Annotated in this window: 23 protein-coding genes; 22 read left to right on the top strand and 1 reads right to left on the bottom strand. The window is 49.8% G+C overall.

Annotated elements, in window-relative coordinates; all coding sequences use genetic code 11:
• Positions 1–14: 14 nt before the first annotated feature.
• The 15 genes from HP552_RS18510 (at position 15) to HP552_RS18440 (ending at position 14,125) form a co-directional block, all read left to right on the top strand.
• Positions 15–1,328, top strand: coding sequence for an ABC transporter substrate-binding protein (locus HP552_RS18510; protein ID WP_175396872.1), 1,314 nt, complete (start codon positions 15–17; stop codon positions 1,326–1,328).
• Positions 1,329–1,519: 191 nt separating this feature from the next.
• Entirely contained in the window at positions 1,520–2,407 is an 888-nt protein-coding gene (locus HP552_RS18505; RefSeq protein WP_175396871.1) for a carbohydrate ABC transporter permease, read from the top strand.
• On the top strand, positions 2,404–3,243 hold the full coding sequence (locus HP552_RS18500; protein ID WP_175396870.1) for a carbohydrate ABC transporter permease: 840 nt from the start codon (positions 2,404–2,406) through the stop codon (positions 3,241–3,243). Before HP552_RS18505 ends, HP552_RS18500 begins: the two co-directional genes overlap by 4 nt.
• A 229-nt stretch (positions 3,244–3,472) precedes the next feature.
• The gene (locus HP552_RS18495; RefSeq protein WP_175396869.1) at positions 3,473–4,510 is read left to right on the top strand and encodes a glycoside hydrolase family 130 protein; all 1,038 of its coding nucleotides are present in this window, start codon (positions 3,473–3,475) and stop codon (positions 4,508–4,510) included.
• Between the two features lie 34 nt (positions 4,511–4,544).
• Complete coding sequence (locus HP552_RS18490; RefSeq protein ID WP_175397081.1) at positions 4,545–5,486, top strand: glycoside hydrolase family 113; 942 nt, start codon at positions 4,545–4,547, stop codon at positions 5,484–5,486.
• A gap of 274 nt (positions 5,487–5,760) precedes the next feature.
• Entirely contained in the window at positions 5,761–6,738 is a 978-nt protein-coding gene (locus tag HP552_RS18485; RefSeq protein ID WP_175396868.1) for a phosphotransferase, read from the top strand.
• Positions 6,739–6,755: 17 nt separating this feature from the next.
• Entirely contained in the window at positions 6,756–7,754 is a 999-nt protein-coding gene (locus tag HP552_RS18480) for a glycosyltransferase (protein WP_175396867.1), read from the top strand.
• A 51-nt stretch (positions 7,755–7,805) separates the two neighbouring features.
• A complete protein-coding gene (locus HP552_RS18475) occupies positions 7,806–8,090 on the top strand; it encodes a YesK family protein (RefSeq protein ID WP_175396866.1) in 285 nt (94 codons plus the stop codon).
• Positions 8,091–8,199: 109 nt separating this feature from the next.
• Positions 8,200–8,361 carry a hypothetical protein gene (locus HP552_RS18470; protein ID WP_175396865.1) on the top strand — a complete coding sequence of 54 codons (162 nt, stop codon included), beginning with the start codon at positions 8,200–8,202 and terminating at the stop codon, positions 8,359–8,361.
• Between the two features lie 97 nt (positions 8,362–8,458).
• Entirely contained in the window at positions 8,459–10,387 is a 1,929-nt protein-coding gene (abc-f, locus tag HP552_RS18465; RefSeq protein WP_175396864.1) for a ribosomal protection-like ABC-F family protein, read from the top strand.
• A gap of 182 nt (positions 10,388–10,569) precedes the next feature.
• Positions 10,570–11,103, top strand: a complete 534-nt coding sequence (locus tag HP552_RS18460) for a hypothetical protein (protein WP_246310952.1) — start codon at positions 10,570–10,572, stop codon at positions 11,101–11,103.
• Positions 11,103–11,384 (top strand): hypothetical protein, encoded by a 282-nt coding sequence (locus HP552_RS18455; RefSeq protein ID WP_175396863.1) that lies wholly within the window; start codon positions 11,103–11,105, stop codon positions 11,382–11,384. The genes HP552_RS18460 and HP552_RS18455 overlap by 1 nt, the downstream gene beginning before the upstream one ends.
• A 5-nt stretch (positions 11,385–11,389) precedes the next feature.
• Entirely contained in the window at positions 11,390–12,700 is a 1,311-nt protein-coding gene (locus HP552_RS18450) for a glutathionylspermidine synthase family protein (RefSeq protein WP_175396862.1), read from the top strand.
• A gap of 15 nt (positions 12,701–12,715) precedes the next feature.
• Positions 12,716–13,120 (top strand): DUF350 domain-containing protein, encoded by a 405-nt coding sequence (locus HP552_RS18445; protein WP_175396861.1) that lies wholly within the window; start codon positions 12,716–12,718, stop codon positions 13,118–13,120.
• Between the two features lie 57 nt (positions 13,121–13,177).
• A complete protein-coding gene (locus HP552_RS18440) occupies positions 13,178–14,125 on the top strand; it encodes a nucleoside hydrolase (protein WP_175396860.1) in 948 nt (315 codons plus the stop codon).
• Between the two features lie 195 nt (positions 14,126–14,320).
• On the opposite strand, the gene HP552_RS18435 is transcribed toward HP552_RS18440, so the two are convergent.
• A complete protein-coding gene (locus tag HP552_RS18435; protein WP_246310951.1) occupies positions 14,321–14,800 on the bottom strand; it encodes a heme-degrading domain-containing protein in 480 nt (159 codons plus the stop codon).
• Between the two features lie 229 nt (positions 14,801–15,029).
• Between HP552_RS18435 and lspA the strand changes: the two genes are divergently transcribed.
• From lspA to HP552_RS18400, 7 genes are all read left to right on the top strand, one after another.
• The gene (gene lspA, locus HP552_RS18430) at positions 15,030–15,521 is read left to right on the top strand and encodes a signal peptidase II (protein ID WP_175396859.1); all 492 of its coding nucleotides are present in this window, start codon (positions 15,030–15,032) and stop codon (positions 15,519–15,521) included.
• A 296-nt stretch (positions 15,522–15,817) separates the two neighbouring features.
• Positions 15,818–17,023: an ABC transporter substrate-binding protein gene (locus HP552_RS18425; protein ID WP_175397078.1), complete on the top strand. Its 1,206-nt coding sequence runs from the start codon at positions 15,818–15,820 to the stop codon at positions 17,021–17,023.
• 24 nt (positions 17,024–17,047) lie between these two features.
• Positions 17,048–17,914, top strand: coding sequence for a carbohydrate ABC transporter permease (locus HP552_RS18420; protein WP_175396858.1), 867 nt, complete (start codon positions 17,048–17,050; stop codon positions 17,912–17,914).
• On the top strand, positions 17,914–18,741 hold the full coding sequence (locus HP552_RS18415; protein WP_175396857.1) for a carbohydrate ABC transporter permease: 828 nt from the start codon (positions 17,914–17,916) through the stop codon (positions 18,739–18,741). The genes HP552_RS18420 and HP552_RS18415 overlap by 1 nt, the downstream gene beginning before the upstream one ends.
• 255 nt (positions 18,742–18,996) lie before the next feature.
• Complete coding sequence (locus HP552_RS18410; RefSeq protein WP_175396856.1) at positions 18,997–20,784, top strand: cache domain-containing sensor histidine kinase; 1,788 nt, start codon at positions 18,997–18,999, stop codon at positions 20,782–20,784.
• The gene (locus tag HP552_RS18405) at positions 20,774–21,562 is read left to right on the top strand and encodes a response regulator transcription factor (RefSeq protein ID WP_175396855.1); all 789 of its coding nucleotides are present in this window, start codon (positions 20,774–20,776) and stop codon (positions 21,560–21,562) included. The genes HP552_RS18410 and HP552_RS18405 overlap by 11 nt, the downstream gene beginning before the upstream one ends.
• 125 nt (positions 21,563–21,687) lie before the next feature.
• The gene (locus HP552_RS18400) at positions 21,688–23,019 is read left to right on the top strand and encodes an extracellular solute-binding protein (RefSeq protein ID WP_175396854.1); all 1,332 of its coding nucleotides are present in this window, start codon (positions 21,688–21,690) and stop codon (positions 23,017–23,019) included.
• Positions 23,020–23,052: the final 33 nt, after the last annotated feature.

Below are 23,052 nucleotides of genomic sequence, written 5' to 3'. Positions count from 1 at the left end.
AGGGGCCGAAACACATGAGAAAAAATAAAGGTTGGACGTTGTTGCTTACCATGCTGCTCATTACTTCACTGCTTGCCGCTTGTTCATCAGGAGGTGAATCCACACAGGCTGGAGAGGAGATTAGCACAGATCCGGCAGATATTAAGGGTGAGATTACCGTTCTGACGCAGCGGACGGATATTGTTGATACCGTATTCAAAGATTACGCAGCAGAGTTCAACAAGAAGTACCCTGATGTCAAAGTGAACTTCCAGGCACTCGCCGACTATGAGGGTCAAGTGAAAATCCGGATGAGTACCAAGGATTACGGTGATGTGCTGATGATCCCAACGAGTGTACCGATTGCGGACATTCCCGACTTTTTCGAGCCGCTGGGCACGTATGACGAGCTGAAAGACAAGTACACGGGGATTGAAGAACGGATGGTGGACGGTCAGGTATATGGTATCCCTACGGTCATCACCTTCTCCGGCATCATCTATAACAAACAGGTATTCAAAGACGCTGGTATTGCGGATGTACCAAAAACGCCGGAACAATTTCAGGCGGCTCTGCAGTTAGTCAAAGATAATACCGATGCCATACCGCTCTACACCAACTACGCTTCCGGCTGGGCATTGACGCAATGGGAATCGGATCTGCCAACCGTTGCAGGCAGTGTGGATTACGTCAACATTGACCAACCGAACACGGATGAGAACTTTGTGCCAGGCAAACCACATTATGAGCTGTACAAGGTGCTGTATGATGCAGCGAAAAACGGCCTGATCGAGAAGGATCCAACAACTACCGACTGGGAAAGCTCAAAGGCCGATCTGGCTAACGGCAAAATTGCAACGATGGCGCTCGGATCATGGGCCATCACCCAAATTCAAGGTCTGACAGATACGCCGGATAATATTGGATTCTTGCCATTCCCTACAAATGCAAGTGATGTCGTCGTTCCACTCGCTGCAGACTACAACATCGGGATGAATGTAAACAGCGAGAACAAACCGGCAGCTAAAGCCTGGATTGACTGGTTCCTGGCGAAGTCGAACTATGCGGTAGAACAAGGCGGAGGCATGAGTGCAGACAAAAGTGCTGAACTGCCGCCGATTCTGGATCAGTTCCAAGATGTTGAGTTCTCCACGCTTACACCTGCGAAGGAAGGGCAGGAAGGGCTGGTCGACAAAATTGATAACGAGGGTGAAATCGGCCTCTGGCAGCCTGACTTCAAGAAACGCATTATCGAAGCCGCTATTGGAAACCGCAGCGAATCGTATGATGACATCATGAAAGATCTGAATGACAAATGGGTGAAAGCACGGGCAGAACTCGCGAAATAACAAGAAGTGCGAGCTGATTGTGCCAGGATGAAAGCTGCCGGGAAAAATGGCTGAACTAACCTTTGCAGCAGGCATTTTGTATCGCATGAATGGTGCAAAATGCCTTCTTCCGGCTGTCTTTAATTCTGAATGTTTATTGGGCGGGAGTCTTTCGATATAAAGCGGTTGAACCGCTTGGAGGTGTGGAGAGCATGAAATACTTAAAAATTTCGAATTGGGGTTACTCAGCGCAGCGCATATTTATCATCTGTGCCTTCTCGATCATTCCGTTGGCACTGCTGTTCACGTTTGCTTACTTGCCAGTCATTAACATGTTCAAATACAGTTTTACCGATTGGAATGGTTACAGCAAAAGGTTCGACTATGTCGGATTCGAAAACTACACGCGGATTTTCAGTGATCCTGAATATTTCAAAGTGTTTATAGTCAGTTTGTATTATTTTGTGGCTACCTTCGTGCAAATGGGCCTGGCTCTATACTTTGCAACGATTCTGAGTTTTAAAATCCGAGGCAAAAACTTCTTCAAAGGCATACTGTTTTTCCCTTATTTATTAAACGGGGTAGCGATCGGATTTATCTTCCTGTTCTTCTTTAAACCGGACGGCACACTGGACACACTGATGCAAGCGATCGGGCTTGGACAGTACACCCAGCTCTGGCTCGGTAATCCCGATATTATCAACGTCTCTCTTGCAGGCGCATCGGTATGGAGGTACATGGGCTTCAACTTCATCATCTTCCTGGGTGCGATCTCTTCCATTCAAAAGGATGTCTATGAAGCATCGGATATCGATGGTGCGAATCGCTGGCAGCAATTCCGCCACATTATCCTGCCAAGCATTACACGTATCCTGCAGCTCAATCTGATTTTGGCGATCAGCGGCGCAATCAGTGCGTTCGATATTCCATATATTATGACGGATGGTTCCAACGGCAGTGAGACGTTTGTCATTCAGACCGTTCACTTGGCCTTTAAGTATGGCAAACTAGGCTTGGCATCAGCCATGGCTGTTGTCCTGCTGTTTATCGTTATTCTGGTTACACTGGTTCAACGTGTCACCATGAAAGGGGAGGAATGAACGTGCGACCATTCAAATACACCCTCGCGAGCATATTTAAATATGCTTCACTCATTCTCGCAGCGTTCATTGCGCTTGTGCCTATCGTTGTTGTTCTGTTTGCGTCACTCAAAACCAATGCCGAATACGCGACAAGCAGTCCGCTTGCTCCGCCTGAAAACTGGTTCAATTTTGCGAACTACACGAAGGCTTTTGTGGACGGGAACATGTTAGTTGGTTTTAAAAATACAATTATTATCCTGATCATCTCCATCGTGGGTGCCACATTAACAGGTTCCATGATTGCGTATGTACTGGATCGATTCAAATTCAAAGGTAAAAAAATCATGGTTGCGGCGTTCCTGCTTGCTACCCTGATTCCGAGTGTGACGACACAGGTCGCCACGTTCCAGATCATTAACGCACTCGATCTGTTCAACACCCGTTGGGCCGCGATCGTCATGTACCTGGGTACGGATATTATTGCGGTGTACATTTTTCTGCAGTTTCTGGGTTCCATCTCCAATGCGCTGGATGAATCAGCGATGTTGGACGGGGCTTCGTACTTCACCATTTATTGGAGAATCATTCTGCCACTCCTGAAACCGGCGATTGTAACAGTCATTATCGTGAAGGGGGTCAACATCTACAACGACTTCTACACGCCGTTCCTCTACATGCCGAAGACGGATCTACAGGTCATATCCACGGCCTTGTTCAAATTCAAGGGGCCATTCGGATCCCAGTGGGAAGTCATCAGTGCCGGCATCATGATCGCCATCATTCCAACGATGATCATCTTCCTGCTGCTACAAAAGTACATCTACAACGGCTTCGCGCAAGGCTCCGTGAAATAGAAAAACGAAGGTTATGGGAGATGGATATGAACATGCGCAGGAACGGAGAGGGCAGAAAAAACCTGGAGAAACGCAGTGCTCGCATTTATCACCGGATTTTCCCTTTTATAAGGGAATCGAAAAAATCTGGGGATAACAGCGATCGGAAGGTTGTTCTGCCATTGGAGTGGTCTCGTGCAAGTCATAAGTTCATCTCATATAACCTATCACCGAAGGGAGAAATGAATCGATGACAGTTGTTGAAACGAAGAACGTGCACATTGTTGGGGATGCGTTACCGAATATGCCTTGGGAGGACAAACCGGAGGGTACGGAAGGGCCGGTATGGAGACATTCAGCGAATCCGGTCGTACCGCGTAACCCGGTCAAGGGGGTTGCCCGTATTTTCAACAGTGCAGTCGTTCCTTATGAAGGGAAGTTTATCGGCGTATTCCGCGCCGAAACGATTAATGGCCGCCCGCACCTGCATATGGGTTCCAGTGAAGACGGATTATCATGGACGATTGAGGAGGAGCGCATTGCTTTTGTGGATGAGAATGGCGACCCCTTCATGCCAAACTATGCGTATGACCCGCGTCTGGTCAAAGTGGAGGACACCTATTACATCATCTGGTGTACCGATTTCTACGGCGCAGCACTGGGTCTGGCGAAGACCGACGATTTCAAAACGTTTGTCCGTCTCGAAAATCCGATGCTGCCGTTTAACCGCAATGGCGTGTTGTTCCCGCGCAAAATCAAGGACAACTACGTCATGCTGTCCAGACCAAGCGACAGCGGACATACGCCGTTCGGGGATATTTTCCTGAGCGAAAGCCCCGATCTTGTGTATTGGGGCAAACACCGTCATGTCATGAGCAAAGGCGGCGAGGGCTGGTGGCAATCGGTCAAAATTGGCGGCGGTCCTGCTCCGATTGAAACGTCCGAAGGCTGGCTGATGTTCTACCACGGCGTAACCGGTACCTGCAACGGTTTTGTGTACAGCATGGGTGCGGTCATTCTGGATCTGGAGGAGCCGTCCAAAGTGAAGTATCGTTCCTCCAATTTCGTGCTGACACCAGAGAAATGGTATGAGGAGCAAGGGTTCGTCGATAATGTCATTTTCCCATGTGCAACGCTGCATGATGCGGAGACAGGGCGCATCGCGATCTATTATGGTGCTGCCGATACGTACGTTGGCGTTGCTTACACGACCGTTGAAGAAATTGTGAACTACGTCATTGAGACCGATGAAGTGATTGCCGGAGATCGCGAGGAAGGCAAGCTTTAATTGAACATGAAAGGGGCTCTAAAGCACAATGCAAATGGAGTACATTAAAGGATTTACATTTGGCTGGATGAGCGGCAGGGGGGACTTCCGCAAGCCGGAAGCGAAGGAATCCCTGCGCCTGATGGCCGAACGCACAGGCAGTTCACATGTCATTTTTGCATTGGCGGCCCATCAGGATCATCCGCAGGCGACAGAGGTCAAGTACCGGGGTAAACATATGGTGGAAGACGATGAATTGGTAGACATGATGCGTTATGCCCGCACGCTAGGACTGCGTGTCATTCTGAAACCAACGGTCAACTGCACCGATGGCACATGGCGTGCACATATTAACTTTTTTGATATCGATGTACCATGTGAGCCGAAATGGCAAGACTGGTTCCGCAGCTATACCGCGTATCAGAAGCACTATGCAGCGATTGCAGAGCAAGAGAAGTGCGAAATGTTCATCGCTGGCTGTGAGATGGTGCAGTCTGAGCGCCGGGATCAGGAGTGGCGCGGGGTGATCGCGGGAGTGCGCGAGGTCTATTCCGGCCTTGTATCCTACAACACCGACAAGTATCAGGAAGGTCATGTGAAATGGTGGGATGCCGTGGATGTGATCTCGTCGAGCGGATATTATCCTATCGGGGATTGGGAAGCGCAGCTGGATCGCATTGAACGGGAAATTGCGCCTTATGGCAAACCTTTTTTCTTTGCAGAAGCGGGCTGTCCGAGCCGCAGTGGATCGGCGCAGGTGCCGAATGACTGGGGATTAGAAGGTGAAGTCAATGCAGAGGAACAGGAGCGGTTCTATGAAGCCATGTTCCGTCATGCCAGCCAGCGGGAGTGGGTTCGGGGCTTTGGCCTGTGGGACTGGAGCGCGCATCTGTATCAGGAGCAGGATGCACTGACGGATGACGGGTACGGCGTTTATGGTAAACCAGCAGAGAAAGTTATTCGTCGTTTTTATGAAGGTATTGCGGTCGAAGTTTAACTTTTTATCGGTGTGGAGCAATTCACAAATCGCGAGATATAAATGAATACGCAGTGTGAGCAAACACGAAGAAAAAGACGTACATGGAGGTGATCTCAGGATTATCTCCATGTGCGTCTTTTTTGATTGCTTTTTTAAATTTTGTGAATTCATTCAATGCTCATTTTGTGAGCCGGTTAATCCGAAAAGCACTCTGTTCCAAGCTTGCAGGCTTGTGAGCAGCAACGTATGATGGATAGAAAATATAAATGTGCAGGCACGGAAGGACGAATGGATGATGGTGGGCATGAACGAATATGCGCATGACTGGGTTACGGCTGAAGGGACATTGAACGAACAGTTTATAACCAGCCGGCAGCAGCTCTACAAGGGGATGAATGGCAAATATGTGGAGCGATTCACGGTCCATACCGGGAAAAGTTATATTTTCAAACCCCTCACGAACCTCGGGCAGCACGGGCGTGAACGGTGGATATCCCGGCATGTACTGTCCGTATTGCCATCCATCTATCCGCAGCTAATCGCCTCTTCTAACGAAGAAATCGCTCCAGAACAGAGCTGGTTGATTTACGAGGATCTGGGGCCTCTGGTGCACCAGTCGCAGGAAACTGAGATGCTGTCTGCTGCGGTGCATATGGCGCAATGGCATACGCTCTGGGCACCCCGTTGGGACGAGCTGCCACGTGTGGGTCAGAAGCCGCCCATTGGGAACATGCTTGAAGATCTCTTGGGCGCCAAGGAATCAACGGGTGACTTGCTGTCCAAGCTTGGAATGACGCTGTCTGCATCCTGCTGGGATGAGATCACAACACTGATTCAAACGGCAGAGACAGAACTTCCGCTCGTTCTGTGTCACGGGGACCTGCATCCCGGCAATATGGCAGATGTGAATGGCAGACTTGTCATTATCGATTGGGAACATGCCCATCTCAATACACCGCTCTGGGATTTGTACCATTTAATCGATCTGTCTCATCCACTGTTCCCAAGACATGTTACATCACAGCTGCGGGATCGAGTGGTTCAGGTATATCTGGACGGATTGGAGGGCTTCGCTAGAAAGGTGAAGAGGGTTTCTTTCAAAAGATGGTATGAAGCGTATGCCATTGTATTCTCGCTCTGGATGCTGCGTTTGATCGATTCTGATCTGAAGAATCCGGACTGTGTATGGCCAGAGGAGCAATTGCGCAATCAGTGGAATGAGACGGTGGGAACGCTGGGACAGTGCATGAAACAGTTATTTACGGAATAGAAATGAGGGGGCAGAACATGCGTAAGGTAGGACTCGTTATGCGTAAAATTCAATTCACCGAAGCACAGGGGCCGCGCGTATTCGCCGATCGCCTGAAGCAGATTGGTCTGGAGCTGGGGGTGGATATTGTGTTCATTTCGCCGGAGCGTCATGTGAGTGGATACGACTGGCTGCCGGGTTATGAACATGAGAAGGGTGACCTGGTGAACTACGATATCGTACTCGACCAGATCTACAGCCAACATATAGAGCAAGTCATCTACACCGTATCCGGCTTTACGTTTCTCAAAATGTTCTTGCCGAAGAGTGTATTGTTCCCGCACAGCTTCCCTGATCCGGCACTTACAGGGTATGAGATGATGAAGCCATTCTATACGATGGTGGATAAAGCCATTGTACAGACAGAGTTTCTAAAAACAGAGCTGGCCCGCAATTTCGGTGTACATGACGTGAATGTCATTCCGATCGGGTTCAATGAAGAGCTGGCACACCGCCACTACGATCCAAGTCAGGTGGTGCATAACCGTGTGCTCTGGATCGGCCGGGATGAAGAGAACCGCCGTCCCGACCTGGTGCTGGAGTATGCACGGCAGAACCCGGACAAGGAAGTCTACATGGTATTTGGTGGACGGCGTTACGAGGAGAGCATGAAGAAATACAGCATTCCGGACAATGTGAAACTTCAGTTTGCGTTGACCCAAGATGAGGTATTTATGCTAATGAACTCGGCCAAGGTATACTGGAGCTGTTCAGCATTTGACACGTTCGCGATGCCTCTGACAGAAGCGATGGCGATGGGCAAAATGGTCGTGAAGCCGGAGCATCCGTGCTATGGTCATATTCGATCCACACATGCCTTTGCAGGCAATGAGGATAACTGGTTTGAGCTGGTAAACATGGCTGCGGCGGCACCGCGAAGTGTATCGGAAGATAACCGGGAGTATGCGTTCGGTGCGTTCTCGCGTACGATCATGAAGGAGGGGTACCGGAAGTTTTTTGCAGATTGGTTGAAGTGATAAGGCTGTTATGAAGGAATTTGACCATGTAGCAGATCGGAGGAGAACCTGATGGATGTACTCATTCTGTGGACGCTCGGCATGTGGGTAGTTCAGTTATTGATCGTTTGGCTTATTTACCGGATGCAGGGACGGCGAATGACCTGGGGACAATATATACTGCCATGTGCAGCCTTGCTTGGGGGAGCCATTGTGGTCATGATTAGCATTGATATAGGCGGCTGGAATGGCATCGGGTATGCCTTGCTCGGCGTTTCTCTGGGTACAGCGGGAATGCTGACACTGATTACGGTTGTGATCGCGGAGTTGGTACTGCGTCGACGGGGAAGGAATTAACCGGGACGATTAATTCGCGATAAGGATGAATCGGGCAAATGGGATGGTTGCAGGAATGCATTCGTCTGTGATATATTGACAATAATTATGACAAGGGAGGTGAAGACAGGTGAATCACGAGATGCTTAACAACCGTATTAGCCAGCTGCCGATTGCTATGGCTGGCATTGTTCACACTTTTTTCTACAACGGGAGAAGTCTGTCCAATTTTGAATATACGGAAGTTAACCATTGCGAGAAGATGCCTGCCTTGACCTCATTCGGACGATAAGCAATTTTGCTTGAATTCTGAAGAGCCGCGGAGCTAACCTCTGCGGCTCTTTTTGTGTTGCGGTCAGGATCTTCCATATCATAGGAGGAACCTTATTATGATGATCATTAGCGCGCAACAACTGACACAATATCACGGAGCACATCTGGTGCTGGACGGCATTACTTTTGAAATCATGGAGGGTGACAAGGTCGCCCTGATCGGCCGCAACGGAAGCGGCAAAACAACACTCATGCGCCTGATGGCCCGGCTGAACCAGCCGGACGAAGGGCAATTGATGATCAAGAAAGATACACGGATCGGCTATGTGGCTCAGGTTCCGGAAGGACTGGATGATCATACGGTACTGGACGTGTTGGGGCTCGGATTTAAGGAGCTAGCGGAGTGCCGCAGCCGAATGAAGGAAATGGAGCAGCAGATGTCTGACCCGGACTATGCAGCAGATCCAGACCAATTGGGCCGTCTGTTGAAAAGATATGCCGCACTCCAGGAGCAGTTTGAGCGTGAGGGCGGTTATGAAATGGACGCTCGGATTGATCAGGTGGCGGACGGTCTGGATATCGCCAAAGCGCACTACGGCTGGCGGTTCGGTTCCCTGTCCGGGGGAGAGCAGACCCGGGTTGTGCTCGCTTCACAGCTGATCGTGCGTCCTGATCTGCTCCTGCTGGATGAGCCGACCAACCACCTTGATCTGGAACGGGTGGAATGGCTGGAAGGATTTCTGCGGGAGTATACGGGCACAATCGTCCTGATCTCCCATGACCGTTATTTTCTGGACCGCGTGGTGACCCGAACGTTGGAGCTGGAGGATGGCGAAGCGCAAACGTCTGCTGGCGGCTACACGGAATACATGAAAGTGAAGGAACAACGGCTGCTGCAGCAATTCGAAGAGTTCAAGGAACAGCAGAAGGTCATGAAGAAAATGAAAGAAACGATCCGCCAGCTGGAGGAATGGGGACGCATCGGCGGGAACGAGAAGTTCTTCCGGCGGGCCGCTTCGATGCGCAAAGCACTGGAGCGGATGGAGCAGGTGAAGCGGCCTGTGCTCGAGCGGCGCAATGCGGATTTCGATGTACGCCCTACAGACCGGACGGGACGCCGGGTGGCGGTGATTGAACAGGTGGAGAAGGCCTATGGAGAACGTCCGATCCTGCGCGGTGTCTCGGGTTTACTTGAGCATGGGGACAAAATTGCCCTGATTGGCCGCAACGGCTCAGGCAAGACAACATTGTTCAAGCTCCTGCTTGGAGAGGAGCAGCCGACTGCTGGCCAGCTTGAATGGGGAGCACGAGTGGATGTGGGCTATCTGGCCCAACAGGAGGAGCCTTCCAATCCGAAGCTGAGTGTGCTTGAGTATTTCCGCCTGGAGGCAGGTGTGGAAGAAGGCGAAGCGCGTGGAATTCTCGCCAGATATCTATTCTACGGCGCAGATGTATTTCGCTCGGTAGGTCAGCTATCCGGCGGTGAATGGACCCGTCTGCGGCTGGCTCTGCTGGTGCAGCGCAAACCCAATGTGCTGCTGCTCGATGAACCGACCAACCATCTGGATATCGCCTCAAGAGAAGCGCTGGAAGAGTCGCTGGTGGATTTTGAAGGTACTGTGCTTGCCATTTCTCATGATCGTTACTTCGTCAATCGCCTCGCTTCACGTGTCTGGGAACTGGAGAACGGGGAGATGACCACTTATCTTGGAGACTATGAAGACTATCGGGAGAAAAAGCTTGATCTGCAGGCGCGTGCAGGAGCAGCAGTTCTAGAGCATACCGTTACTGCTGCAGCTCCATCTCGGGCAAGTGTCAAATCAAAGGATCAGCCTGCTTCCCGTCAAGCGGAGAGCGGTACGGAGAAAAGGCAGTCGGCCGAGCAGCTGGAACAAAAGCTGGCACGTCTTGAGGCGCAGATTCAGGAGCTGGATCAGCAGCTTGAATTACTGGCAAATTCCCCTGATCTGGAACAGGTATGGAACGAGCGTGAGCAGCTGTCCGGTGAATATAATGAGATGTTGGCCCAATGGGCAGAGATGTGAGTATAGTCGGACCTCGAATCTGTTTGCAAGGCCGGAGAATGTCTCCGGCTTTTTTTATTTTGGATGGTGGTAGCAACCAGCAGCATGGTCGATCGTCTAGCGATCCACTCATTTCCAAATGTTCTTATTTTCATGTCATGGAGAATAGTGTAACTTTTTTCCTTCTCATGCGTTAAATACGTTTGTATGAATTGAGGCGGCTCATCTTAGAGCTACACAAAAGGGAGGTTATCGTTATCTATTATGCATTGACTTATCGAAGCTGGTCGGATGATCGGCAGGTTGAGACGGGGCAGCTGGAACAGGTATCCGTTACCCGGGATGAACTGTTCATGCGCAAACTGGTGGATGCAACCCTGATGAAAAACAAACTGTGGACCCACCTGTCCAATGAATGCGAGGATCTTCGGGATCATGCCATCTATGTGACTGCGTACAACAACCAGGTGCCTGCAGACTACGGTACAGCGATTGCGGACGCTGCACTGGCCATGTGCAAAATGTCCTCCATGTACAGCGCAGAGTATATGCTGTGGAATGGAAAGGCATTTCAGGAGCTGGAACTGGCAGATTCCTCTTCGTACACGATGGAACTTGCCGAACGGCTCTTGGACCATTACATGGTTCGTAGCGGAACGACCTATGAATTCGTGTATTCCGTGCTCGATGCGGATCGCAGGAAAGTGTTGTTTTTCATGAAGGAGGTAGACCTGTAATGACAGAAGAAGAGCGGAATAACACGGCCAAACCCGGATCGCGGGCGAAGCTGGTTGCCTTTTCCCTGATGCTCGCCGTGCCTGCGGTGTTGTCCGGTTGTGGCAGCAACGACGAGTGTGACCCGGAATATGATACCGGATGTGAGTATGACTCTAGCAGCGGCCATTATTATTATGGTGGCTCATACGGCGGCAGTAGCAGCAGCAAGAACAGCTCCTATAGTAAATCAAAGTCCAAATCGAGCGGCTTTGGCAGCTTCTTCCGCAGTTCGGGAGGCTAAGTGTTATGAGGCAAATGCACTCGTTGCCCTATCGTCACGAAGAGGTGTTTGCGGGCGAAGCCGGGCAGCATGTCCCCTATCACCGGATGTATGGCAAGCAATATTGTGTACCTGCGCTGACGATGTATACCCCTCAAGAGATACATGAGCTGCAGCGTGCAGTCGAGCTGATCGACGGAATATACTGCAAAGTCATGCGGTTTATCCAGCAGTATATGCCGGACAGTTTTCTGGAGCACCAGCTGGGTATTCATCCAGGACTGATTGCGGCAGCACGAATGGAGACTGTGACCGGTGGCATTACGCGTCAGGACTGGATTATCGGTGAGGCTGGATTCAAGTGTATCGAAAATAATACCGACACGCCTACCGGCATACCCGAAGCGGCCGTTCTGGAGCGTATTTTGGTAGGCATGGCTGAAGATGCTGCATTAACTGCGCCATCCGCAGACATGGATGCATGTATCCGGAATTGCTTCCGTAAGTGGCTGGAGGCATATGCCGGGCAAGGACTGCAAGGCCCTGTGACGTTTACCTCATTTGGTGAGCATGTGGAGGATCGGACCAATACGGAATACCTGATGGAACGCTGCCGGGAAGCCGGGTATGAGGTGCGCTACGCTCCCCTGGAGGAATTGGAGATTTTTCCAGGCGATGCGCTGTATCATGATGGACATCAGATTCAGCTGCTGTATCGCCTTTATCCGCTGGAGTACCTTGTGGATGATCGGGATGAGACAACAGGTGTGGACATCGGTGCGGCGCTGCTAGAACTGGTACAGGATGGTCGCCTTGGCCTGATGAACCCCGTACAGCATGTCCTGATGCAGAGCAAAGGCTTCATGGCTGCAATTTGGTCCCTCTATGAACGCAATGAACAGACTCCAGAGTACTGCGGTTTTCGGCTGTTTACCGATGCAGAGTTGGATTCGATTTCCCGGTATCTGCTGCCCACCTATTTCGAAGCAGGACCCTTTGAGCTGGAATCTACTCCTTATGTAGAGAAAAGTTATTGGGGCCGTGAGGGTCGAGGCACCCTTTTGCTAGGTGAGGAAACGGAGATTAACACGGCAGGACCGGATGAAGATGAAGAAATGGCAGCCTATTATAACAATCAACCGAAGATCTATCAGCAGCTTGTTCCGATGGAGCAGGCGGTGATTCAGACAGAGGACGGGGATTATAGCGGCTATCTGCTTACAGGTGTGTTTGTCATCGGTGGACGTTTTGCCGGTGTGCTGCCCCGGATCGGGGAGAAAGTGACCGGAGATATGGCTTATTATTGTGCAGCTGCAGTCAATGAACGTAATGGATAATGAGGAGGAGTAGGAATGGAAAACTTGGGGCTGAACCTGCTGAATGTTGTGATAGGTATTGGCATTCTGCTGGTTGTATTGGTATGTGGGTATTTTGCTTTTAGCAAATTGACCCGGTATAACGATAGTGAGGAAATCACCAAAGGAAATGAAGCGGCGGGCATGTACATGGGCAGCAAGCTGCTGGGACTGTGCATCATTGTTGGAATGGTGTCCTTCTCCACGCATTCGTGGCTGGATATGCTGCTATGGTCTGCGCTGGGAATCATTATTTTGTGTCTGGTCTATATTATATTTGATTTCCTGACTCCAAAAATGCGTGTGTGTGATGAAATTGCACGAGGTAATTTGGCGGTGGCACAGCTGCTGCGTTCCATTATCATCGGCGTTTCCATCGTCATCGGTACATTTTTGATGTAAAATAAACCCTAGTGTTTATTTGGAATGAATATCAAACGGAAGAAGGAGCGCGGCATCATGAGAAAAGTCATCATCGATACAGATACAGCAGGAGACGATACGATTGCGATCCTGACGGCTTTGCACCACTTTCAGGTGGAAGGCATCACAATTACGGGTGGGAACGTTCAGTTTGACCAAGAGGTTGAAAATGCCCTGTACACCGTACAGGTTGCTGGACATGGCGGCAAGGTGCCTGTATATAAAGGATGCGAACGTCCACTGATGGCCTATGGGCAGGCACAGCACCGTACAGTGGAAGACGTGCATGGTGACGATGGCATGGGCGGCGCGCATTTCCCCAAGGCAGACCAGCGTCCCGAGAGCGGCCATGCCGTTGATTTTATCATTGAGAAAGTGCATGCCAATCCGGGAGAGATCTCTCTTCTGGCTATTGCACCTCTGACCAATATTGCGATGGCGATTCAGAAGGACCCGACCATTATTCCGGAGATTGCTCATCTCTACATTATGGGCGGAACGAATAATGCACTGGGTAACATTACGCCAGCTGCGGAGTACAACTTCTATGTGGACCCCGAGGCAGCCAAAATTGTACTGCATGCCGGCATTCCAACAACGATGGTTGGCTGGGAGATGTGTACCCAATATTCCGTCATGGATGATGACGATCATGCAGAAATTGCAGCTCTTGGCACAGCTGGAGCAGACTTTTTTACGGCAATCAACAAAGTGGTCATGCAGTTCAACAAATCGGTACATAAGCTGAATGGCACCACACACCCGGATACATTGCTGATGGCGGTTGCCGCAGACGAATCACTCATGACCAAATCGGGACAGTATTACGTGGATGTGGAAGCGGCAGGAGAGCTGACGCGTGGATACAGCGTAGTGGATATCAATGGACGTTTCGGCAAAGAGCCTAACGTACGCGTATGCGAGGCCATCGATCGGCCCAAATTCAAGTCCATGCTGCTCGACGTTTTGTCGGCTATTCAATAAACCGGAACTACCTGGACCATATGCCTGATTACCGGAATACGGTCCGGCAGTTTTAGCAATGTATATCAACTTATGGAATGCAAAAATCCTTCCTGATCATCCGGACAACGATTGTCTGTGCTATCGGAAGGATTGCTGTGACATGGCAAGTACACCTGATCCATATCGATCAGGTGTACTTTTTTGTATAGCGTATTAGCTTTGCTGCAACAGAAATGAGCGGATTCCGGTGGTCACCAGATCATGATCCTCCTCATCCGGCAGACCGGATACCGTAATGGTGCCGACTTGTCCCTTGTCCTCCATAATTAATGGAAAAGCACCGCCAGCCAGTACATAGTCAGAAGAAGGCAGGCCAAAATCCTGTTCAAGTGTTTTATTCTCACTACGCAGACGAAGAGCGGTATGCCATGAACTGGAGGAGAAGTGATTCACCACGTTGTTTTTACGCCGAATCCAATCCTCATTGTCTGGATGAGTGCCTTCCATGGCATGTAAAAAAAGGCGATGTCCTTGGAGTGTGATGTCGATCGTAACCGCCTGTGAGCGTTGTTTTGCTTCCTCGATCAAATGGAGTCCGAGCTGGAGTGCCCGTTCAGAGTCGAATGTACGAAATACCAAGTCCGTTTCTTCCTGCTGCATTTCCTTTAGTTTCTCTGTCATCGTTAGGTTCAATTTACAGGCAGCCCCTTTACATGTATAGTTCATGTCTACATTCGACACGGATCGGTGTGGTCCCTGCCGGGTACGGTTGGGCAATGTAATCGTTTCCCTGCTTGGGTATCGTGCCAATCCATTTGGAGAGACGACTTCGGCTGTGTTAAAGTGAAGGGAACATACACTGGAGATCCCACAGGTTAACATAGGATATGACTAAGCGAAGTGAGGCAGGAGGAGAGGCGATATGCTGTTTTATTTTATAGCATTACTGGTTACGCTGGTGGATCAGGGAACCAAGATGGCAGTAAGGATGTATATGGAAGTTGGCGACATGATGAGGCTCGGTGACTCGGGCATGCAGCTGCAGCATTACGAGAACAGCGGGATGGCGGGAAGCATGTTTCAGGGGAATGCGCGTCTATTCGGCGTAGTCGCCATTTTGTTTATTGCGGGTATTCTGTATTACCGGAGAAAAGGTGAAATTCGCGGTTTCTGGATGCAGGCGGGGGCAGGTTTCATGGTTGGTGGAGCTTTGGGGAATGCCATTGATCGTTTTGTTTATGCGAAGGTCACGGATTTCCTCGTATTTCCGTCCGGGCGGGGGATTCTTAACCTGGCGGATGTAGCCATTAACATCGGTGTAGTACTCCTGGTGATCGGCATGTTAATCCGAGCATACCGGAGTCACCGGGCCAAGCGATTGCGCAGCGCATTGCCCAAAATTGAACGTTCCTAGAGCGAAATAAATCAATTTTTTGTAATTACGTGAATTGAAATGAAGAAGGACATTGGACTATCCAATGTCCTTCTTTTTGTTATGCGGACAGTTCCCTTGGAAAACAACACCATGATTCATTTTTGCCGAAACCGTTTTAGAAATAATAAAGGGTTGAATAACCCGCCCCTATGCTATGTTCTGTGTGGAAGAATTAACCAAATGGTTATTCCACCAATTTAATGGGTATATCTTTACGTATATAACGCTGAGGGAGGTACAACATGAGAACATCGCTTACCAAGGCACTCGGGACAATGTTGCTATGTGGAATAATGGCTGTGCTTCTATCTTCTTGTACAAGCGGGGAGAGCGCAAGCGGCAAAGTGCAAATCGAATTCTTCCAGAACAAACCCGAAGCCAAAGGAACCTTTGACGAATTGATCAAAACATTCAATGCGGAGCATTCCGATATACAGGTCACTCAGGTGAATCCGCCAGATGCAGAAACTGTATTGAAGACCCGTGTAGTAAAGAACGATGTGCCGGATATTATGGCCATGGGTGCAACCGATACATATTCAATTCTGGCTCAGAGTGAGATTTTTGCCGATCTGACGGACAGCTCGCTGACCAAGACAATCGATCCGAATTACATACAAATGCTGAAGGATGTCACGGGCATGGAGGAAGTGACGGGCATTCCATATGCAACAAATGCAAACGGCATCATGTATAACAAAACGCTGTTTAAGGAAATGGGATTGGATGTTCCCAAGACATGGGATGAGCTGATTGCTACCGCCCAAAAGATTAAGGACGCAGGCAAGATTCCGTTTTACTTCACATACAAGGATGACTGGCAGACGAATCTGCCGTTCAATGCACTCGGACCTAACTTGGTCGGTATTGATTTCTATCTGGATCGACGCGAGAACAAGGTAACCTTCAAGGAGAAATACCGCGAAGTGGCCGAGAAACAGCTTGAACTTATGAATTACGGTCATGGCGATAACTTCGGTAAGGCCTATTCCGACGGTAACCGGGCTTTTGCCAACGGCGAAGCATACATGTATATCCAGGGAACCTGGGCGATCTCCGAGATTCGCAAAGCGAATCCGAATGTGGATATCGGTTTCTTCCCGTTCCCGACCGGAAATGATCCAAGCCAGATCAAGCTGGTAAACGGCATTGACTCCCTGTTTACGATCTCGGCGGATACGCCAAACCGGGAACAGGCTGAAGAGTTTATCGCATTTCTGCTGGAACCTGAAAATATCGGGAAATACATTGAAGAGCAAACGTTGTTTGCGGCGGTCGAAGGCGTGGAGCAGGACGACCCTGCAGTTCAGGAACTGACGCCTTATATCGAGCAGGGCAAAGTTATTGATTTTGCCGATCACTACATTCCGGCTGCGGTGCAGCTGAATTCCATCGTACAGTCCTTTTTGCAAAACAAAAACATCGACAACTATCTGAATACACTCGACAAAGAATGGGACAAGGTAGCAAACCGGCGTTAAGCCTTGTCCAAAGGAGGATGGAGTATGAACAAACGTATCGCACCCTATTACTGGATGACGGTTCCGGCGGTGGTATTGTTCTTCGTTTTTATGACGCTGCCGGCTCTCCAGGGGATTTATTATTCCTTTACGAACTATAACGGTTTCGGGAAAAGTTATGATTTTGTCGGCTTCAAAAACTATTTCAATCTGTTCCAGGATGACAATGTGGGCAATGCCTACTGGTTTACTTTCAAGTTTGCGATCGTGGTGACGATCCTGACGAATATTCTGAGTCTGCTCATCGCACTTGGGCTGAATGCCAAGATCAAGTTCCGCAACTTTTTCCGGGGCATTTACTTCCTGCCGAATATCCTGAGTGTATTGATTGTAGGTTACATATTTAACTATCTGTTCTCCAACGTATTTCCAATCTGGGGACAAAACCTGGGAATAGGCGCCTTATCGACCAACATCCTCGGTAGCGAAAGTCTGGCATGGATCGGGATCGTTATCGTAGCCGTATGGCAATCGGTAGCACTCAATACGATCCTGTATCTGGCCGGATTGCAAACGATACCAACGACACTATACGAGGCCTCGAACCTCGATGGTGCTGGCAAATGGCGTGAATTCTGGAGCATCACGTTCCCGCTGATTGCCCCGTTCTTCACCATTAATATGGTGCTGGCCATGAAAAACTCCCTGATGGTCTTCGATCAGATCGTAGCCTTGACCAACGGGGGACCTGGCCGGGCGACGCAATCCATTTCCCACCTGATCTATACGGGTGGATTTGAAGGCGGCGAATATGCGTATCAATCTGCGAACTCGGTTATTTATTTCATCGTTATTGCGGTGATTTCGATTCTGCAAATCCGGTTCCTGCAAAGAAGGGAGATGGATCTGTAATGAGAAGCCGTACACGTACAAACTGGCTCGTTATGCTGCTCGTTGTTCTGGGTACGCTGTTTATCCTGTTCCCGCTCTATATGACGGTAACGATTGCATTGAAAAATCCGGAGCAAATGGCTCAGTCGGTATTTGCCTTCCCGACAACACTGCATTGGGAGAACTTCGCAAGCGCCATCGACATGACGAACTTTTTCCAATCGTTCCGTAACAGTGCCATCGTTACTGCATCTACCGTCATTTTGACACTGCTAAGTAACTCCATGGTTGCCTATGCGATCGCGCGCAATATGGAGAAACGTAAGTTTTTCAAAGGGCTGTACTATTACTTCGTCAGTGCGATGTTCATTCCGTTTCCGATCATCATGCTGCCGATTGTCAAACTGACGTCTTCGCTGGACATGACGAATCTGCTTGGCCTTACCTTATTACATACGGTGTATGGACTTGCCTTTAACGTATTCGTTTATGTTGGATATATCCGGTCCATTCCGGTGGCGCTGGAAGAAGCAGCTTTTGTGGATGGAGCCACAACCTGGGGAACGTTCTGGAAAATCATTTTCCCGCTCATGGCACCGATCAGTGCTACGGTTGGTATTCTGACATGTCTGTCTACTTACAACGACTTCCTGCTGCCGCTCATTATTATCAGTGACCCGGCGCAGTACACACTGCCACTGGTGCAATACGTCTTCCAAGGTCAGTTCAATACCGACTTCAACCTGGCGTTTGCGTCGTACCTGCTGGCCTTGCTGCCGATGATTATCATCTATCTGTTTGCTCAGAAGTGGATCATTAACGGGGTGACCCAAGGTTCTGTTAAATGAATAAAGGGATATGACTATAGAGAGGCGGGCCCTAAGAGTCCTCCTCTCTTTTTTTATTTTAAGAAAGCGTTCTGAACGATTCGAACGGATTGATTAACCCAGGAAACTGTGCTATTTTTTATTCGTTAGTTTAATCGATAAACAAAGAAAGTAAGCTGTTTTTTTTGCAAGCGCTTTAATTAAATAAATGGAAGAATCCAGCATCGGTCGTACTCAGTCTTCAAGAGCAAGGCGTAAGATGGTGGTTTCTTTTATATGCAGAAAGGAGAATTGGAGAAGTTGCAGGGAAAAACAGGGCGCTTTAACTCGCTTCGCAATCAGATCTTCGTCGGTTTCGTCTTGGTGATGCTCATCGTTCTGCTGCTCGCAGGTGTGACGGCCTATGACCGGGTGGCTGCGTTATTGAAGAGCAATGCCGAGAAACATATCCATCAGACCGCAGTACAGGCCAGTGGACGATTGGATGCGCTCATTGCACAAGTGAACTCCCTGACGGCTCAGGTCGCGGATGATTCGTACGTGCAGCGTCTGCTCAGTGACGAGAAGCGGGGAAAACCGGCCACCTTTAATCAACGCCAAGCACTGCTGCAAATTGCAGGCAGCTATCAATCTTTTATTAACGGGGCACAAAGTATGGAGATCTACACAACTGGTTATAACCGTATTTTCCCGATGGATGACCGATCCCTGGATCTCCGGGTGGAGCGCAGCTGGATCACCCAAGCGGACGAAGGCAAAGGCAGATTAGTGTGGGCAGGCTCTGACCCTGAAGATCCGGGTGTCCTTCTCGCCATTCGTCGAATCAACCTGCTGGATCATGCCTTTGAACATGGGGGTTATGTTGTGGTGCGGATGCAGCGCAGTTTTTTTCAACTGAATGATTCGAATGAGACAGGGGAGTTACAGGACTCCATCCTGCTGCTGGACGGAGATGGTGAAGTGGTGACTTCCAATCTGGAGATTAACCTTGATCCCGAGGCCATCATGGACAGCGGGTCCGTCATTCAGAATGGAGAGGAATCCTATATCGTTGTTCGGCATAAGTCCGAGCTGACGGGATGGACACTTGCTGTGCTGACACCGCTAGGAGAAACGACCGAAGGGGTATCGATCCTGAGAACGGCCTTGCTCGTTTCGGGAATCATCGGTGTGGTGCTGTTTCTCGTGATGTCCTTTTTTCTGTCCACGATGATCACACGTCCGCTGATACGGCTGATGCGGGCCATGCGCGGGGCACAGCCGGGGGCGATGAGACCCAATCTGATGGTCAGCTCCACGATGGAGATCAATGAACTGAATGACGTTTATAACCAGATGGTCTACAGGCAGAACGAATTGACCCGGGAGGTGCATGAGAAGGAAGTCATGCAGTCCCGGGCCGAACTGAAGGCGCTGCAATCCCAGATCAATCCCCATTTTCTATTTAATACGTTAGAGGCATTTTATTGGTCACTGGAGGAGAAGGGAGACGAGGAAATGTCCCGTATGGTGGTAGCGATGTCCCGGCTGTTTCGCTACATCATCTCCAGTCCTCATCAGGATGAATGGGTCACGATAGCTGATGAACTGGAGCACGCAGAGCGTTATTTGAACATTATGCAGATGCGGTTGGGTGAGAGAATGCAGTGGGAGATCAGGCTTAGCCAGGAACTGCGCAGCGTGCCTATCCCCAAGCTGCTGATCCAGCCATTGGTGGAAAATGCGATACTGCACGGGATTGAAAGTACGTTAAGACCGGGAAAGGTGGAGATCTGTGTTGAACCTTCCTCGGCAGAAGGTCGGGTACGCGTCGAGGTTCGCGATAATGGGCCAGGCATGGATGAGGGGCGTCTGCTATCCATTATTCAAGCCCTGGACGGCGGGCCTGCGGCATCCACCAAGGGAACGGGAGTGGGGCTGATCAATGTGCATCGCCGGCTGAAAGTTTATTTTGGCAGCCAATTGGGTGACTCAGCCAAACTTGTAGTGGAGAGCGAAGAGGGGGTAGGAACAGTCGTAAGTTTTGAAATTCCGAGGGAAACGGGGGCTGCACATGATTCATGAGAAAACGATTCTGATTGTGGACGACGAGCCGCGTACAAGAGAAGGCATACGTAAAACCCTTGAGGAATGGTCTGCCGGGAAGAACCGGATTCAGACTGCTGCGAGTGGTGTTGAAGCCAGGGAATGGCTCGCCAGCCAGCCTGCAGACCTCCTGATCACCGATGTACGCATGCCGGAGTTATCGGGCTTGTCGCTGGTGGAGGCCATTCAGCAGTTTCCCGGCAAGCCGGCTGTCCTCATTATGTCGGGGTATGCAGACTTTAATTATGCCCAGCAGGCGATCAAGCTTGGTGTGGTGGATTATTTGCTCAAGCCGATTGATAAAGAGCAGCTGCTCCAGACGGTACAGAAGGCACTGCATGTCCATGAACAGCAGCGGCGCATTCAAACGATGGAGAAGATGGTTGATCCCAAGCTGATCGATGTCAGGGAGCGAAGGGAACAGCGCGGGGATACGCCGATTGGCGAAGCTTTGGCTTACATTGAAGCGCATCTCGGGGAGAACATGACCATGCGTGAAATTGCCGATTCCCTGCACCTGAATTCCAGTTATTTCAGCGTACTGTTCAAGGAGCAGGTCGGGCTGAATTTCAGTGAATATCTGACGCGCAAACGGGTGCAGAGAGCGAAGGAACTGCTGGTACAGACAGCCATGCCCATCTCGGAGGTAGCCGAGCGAGTCGGATACCAGACGGATAAATATTTTATCAAGGTATTCAAAAGTCTGGAGGGGCTTAGTCCCAGCAAATACCGTCATTCTGTCCATGAAAAGAACTAACAAATACACCTTAAAATAGTGGAGTTTTTCCAAATCATTCTGGTCTTATGGAGTGAATGTGCCCATGCTACAATTTTTATAAAGCGGTTACATTAACCGATAAACCACTATTGGGGGTTGGGATTATGAGCAAAAAGACGATGGCGTTACTTCTCTCATGGACGCTGGTCCTTGCTGTCATTTTGTCAGGATGCAACAATGCAGGTTCCGGTGGAGGCGATGAATCCGGTGGTAATACTAGTGGCAGCGGCGCTGACGGAAAGGTGACCCTGAAATTTATGCACCTCTGGCCAGCCGGCAGTTCTGCACAGCAGAACAAACTGGTCAACGATATTATCCAGCAGTATCAGACGGATAATCCAAATGTGACCATCAAGCAGGAAGTGCTGGAGAACGAACAATACAAAAACAAACTGAAAATCCTGTCCGCATCCAATGAACTTCCTGATGTCGGGGTAACCTGGGCCGCAGGCTTCCTGGAGCCTTATGTAAAGGGCAATCTGTTTGCGCCCCTCGATGATCTGCTGAATGGATCGTTGGGCGAGAAGTTTATAGCCGGAACGACAGAAGCGTATGCTGTAGACGGTAAAACGTATGCACTCCCGATCGAACTGAACATCTCACCCATTTATTATAACAAAGCTATTTTTGCCAAATATAATTTGCAGCCGCCAGCCACATACGATGAATTCCTGAATGTGCTGAACACGCTGACCGAGAACGGCGAAGTGCCGATTGCACTCGGGAATAAAGACCGGTGGACCGGCTCACTCTGGTACATGTATCTGGCGAATCGTTTAGGCGGCGATGCGCTGGAAAAGGCAATTAGCGGATCAGGCAAGTTTGAAGATCCTGCTCTGACCCAAGCTGCGGCAGAAGTGCAGAAGCTCGTCGATATGAACGCATTCAACAAGGGTTTTAACGGGTTGTCCAACGACGAAGGCAAATCCGAATTCATGAATGAGAAGGCAGCCATGTACCTTATGGGAACATGGGAATTGCCAAACTTTACAACGAACCCGGATATTCCGCAGGAATTCAAGGATAAGGTTGGATTTTTCAAATTCCCGACGATTGACGGAGGCAAAGGCGACATCAACAGCTGGGTAGGTGGACCGGGCGTAGGTTTGTTTGTAGCCCAGAACTCCAAAGTGAAGGAAGAGGCACAGAAGTTTGTCCAGTATTTTGTGGAAAAATGGGGCGAAAGCTCCGTGACCGAAGCTGGGGTCATTCCGGCGACCAAAGTCGATACGGCTGCAGTACAGCTGCCTCAGCTCTATATCGATCTGCTGAATGAGTTGAATCAGGCAAGCAGCCTTACGCTCTTTGCAGACGTGCAGATGAAACCGGCAGCAGCTCAGGCTCATCTGGATATGATTCAGGCGTTGTTTGGCAAAGCCGTGACACCGGAGGACTTTGTGAAAAATCATCAGGCAGCGATTGATAAAGGCAACTGATGTACCCCTCACTTACACCACTCGGATGCTTGA

It is taken from the genome of Paenibacillus xylanilyticus, assembly GCF_013359935.1.
In the GTDB taxonomy this organism is placed as follows: Bacteria; Bacillota; Bacilli; order Paenibacillales; family Paenibacillaceae; genus Paenibacillus; species Paenibacillus xylanilyticus.
Note: the sequence above shows the minus strand (reverse complement) of the source record. Positions and strands in the feature narration are given on the sequence as shown.